Below are 1,877 nucleotides of genomic sequence, written 5' to 3' on the forward strand. Positions count from 1 at the left end.
GTCCGGGATGACGAGGGTATGGAAACGACCAATTGTGGACATATTACTTTCGGCTATGATGGGGTCATGAATTACATCGCTCTCGCAGCGGGCGGAGTAGCGTTCGCCTCATACTTGATAGGCCTCGCCTTGCTTTGGCGCGCGAAGGCGTATGCGCTGCTGACCTATCTGTCCGCACTACCGGTGCTACATCTAGCCGTGCTCGGGTTTTTACCGAACGGTCCGCGGATTATTGCATCAGCAATCGGCGCGCTTTTGATCGCTGCCCCAGTTGTGTTTATGCAGCGGAAAGCAAAGGCAAAGGCGAAAGAGACGGCGCTCTAGCACACGTCAGCTTCCCNNCCCCAAAGCAGACATTCTCGAACTTGCTGATACGCGATGCCAGTCGCGTCAATCCAGCGCCGCTGCCAATCGCTGCCGCAGCGCGACGAGCGCCGCGACCGGTACACCATGCGCCTGCCCGATGGCGCCATTCCCGGTCGCCCGCTCCGCGCGACTTTCGGCCGCTCGTGCCGGAGAAGCCTTCGCCCCCATCTCCGACAACGCCTTGCGCGCGCCTTCGACCGTGAACCCCTGCACATGCAGCAAATGATGGATCCGCTCGGCCAGCGCGACGTCCTCGGCGCGGTAATAGCGGCGGCGGCCCGAGCGCTGGAGCGGCTTCAGTTGGGGAAAGCGCGTTTCCCAATAGCGCAGGACGTGCGTCGGCACCCCGATCCGGTCGGCCAGCTCGCCGATCGCGAGCATGGCGCCGGACGCCTTGCCGTTCTCATCCGGCACGTCAAACCCCACCATGGCCGACGCCGGGATTATTTACCGGCAACGCGCGCACGCATCGTCTGGCTGGCGCGAAAGGTCATCACGCGGCGCGGCAGGATCGGCACTTCGATGCCGGTCTTGGGATTGCGCCCGACCCGCTGCGCCTTGTCGCGCAGGACAAAGGTGCCAAAGCCGGAGATTTTGACATTCTGCCCGTCCGCCAGCGCGTCGGACATATGGTCGAGAATCGATTCGACGATCGTCGCCGATTCGTTGCGCGACAGCCCGATTTGCTGGTTGATCCGCGTTGCGATATCGGCTCGCGTCAGCGTTCCTGCGGTCATGATGGTCCCTTCCCCCCTAATAACAAAATATCCGAACCGGTCCCGCACAGCCCCCACCGCGCCGAGTCCCGTGCATCTGTGTAACAAAAGCGAATTAATCCGCCAAACTGAAAAGGATGGAGCGAGAAGTTGATGCGCCGGATCGCGGTATTACACCCGCAGGACCGCCGCGCCCCAGGTAAAGCCGCCGCCCATCGCCTCGAGCNNATCGCCGCGCTTGATGCGCCCGTCGCGCACCGCGAGGTCGAGCGCGAGCGGCACCGACGCCGCCGAGGTGTTGGCATGTTGATCGACGGTCAGCACGACGCGTTCGGACGGCAATCCCAGCTTTTTGGCGGTCGCATCGATGATCCGCTTGTTCGCCTGATGAGGCACGACCCAGTCGATCTGGTCGGGCGACAGGCCGACATCGGCCATCACTTCGCCCAAGACCGACGCCAGATTGGTGACCGCATGGCGGAACACTTCGCGCCCTTGCATCCGGACATGGCCGACGGTGCCGGTGGTCGACGGGCCGCCGTCGACATAGAGCATGCCCGCATATTTGCCCTCGGCGTGCAGCCGGGTCGCGAGAATGCCCTGATCGTCATCGACGTCCTTCGCCGACAGCACAACCGCGCCCGCGCCGTCGCCGAACAAGACGCAGGTGGTGCGATCTTCCCAGTCGAGGATGCGGCTGAAGGTTTCCGATCCGATCACCAGCGCATGCTTGGCGGCGCCGGTGCGCAGCATCGCGTCGGCAACCGACACCGCATAGAGAAAGCCCGAACAGAC

4 protein-coding genes are annotated in these 1,877 nt (G+C 63.4%); 1 reads left to right on the plus strand and 3 read right to left on the minus strand.

What is annotated here, in order from left to right; translation table 11 throughout:
- Positions 1-324 (plus strand): hypothetical protein (locus B4F07_RS00280; protein ID WP_293704321.1); only part of this gene is annotated, 324 nt, incomplete at its 5' end.
- A 66-nt stretch (positions 325-390) separates the two neighbouring features.
- Here the strand turns inward: B4F07_RS00280 and B4F07_RS00285 are convergent.
- The 3 genes from B4F07_RS00285 to B4F07_RS00295 form a co-directional block, all read right to left on the minus strand.
- The gene (locus B4F07_RS00285; protein WP_293700915.1) at positions 391-795 is read right to left on the minus strand and encodes a MerR family transcriptional regulator; all 405 of its coding nucleotides are present in this window, start codon (positions 793-795) and stop codon (positions 391-393) included.
- 14 nt (positions 796-809) lie between these two features.
- A complete protein-coding gene (locus B4F07_RS00290; RefSeq protein WP_293700916.1) occupies positions 810-1,103 on the minus strand; it encodes an integration host factor subunit alpha in 294 nt (97 codons plus the stop codon).
- Between the two features lie 150 nt (positions 1,104-1,253).
- Entirely contained in the window at positions 1,254-1,835 is a 582-nt protein-coding gene (locus tag B4F07_RS00295; protein WP_422663580.1) for a beta-ketoacyl-ACP synthase 3, read from the minus strand.
- Between the last annotated feature and the right edge of the window lie 42 nt (positions 1,836-1,877).

The sequence above is a fragment of the Sphingopyxis sp. UBA6723 genome (genome assembly GCF_002454115.1).
In the GTDB taxonomy this organism is placed as follows: domain Bacteria; phylum Pseudomonadota; class Alphaproteobacteria; order Sphingomonadales; family Sphingomonadaceae; genus Sphingopyxis.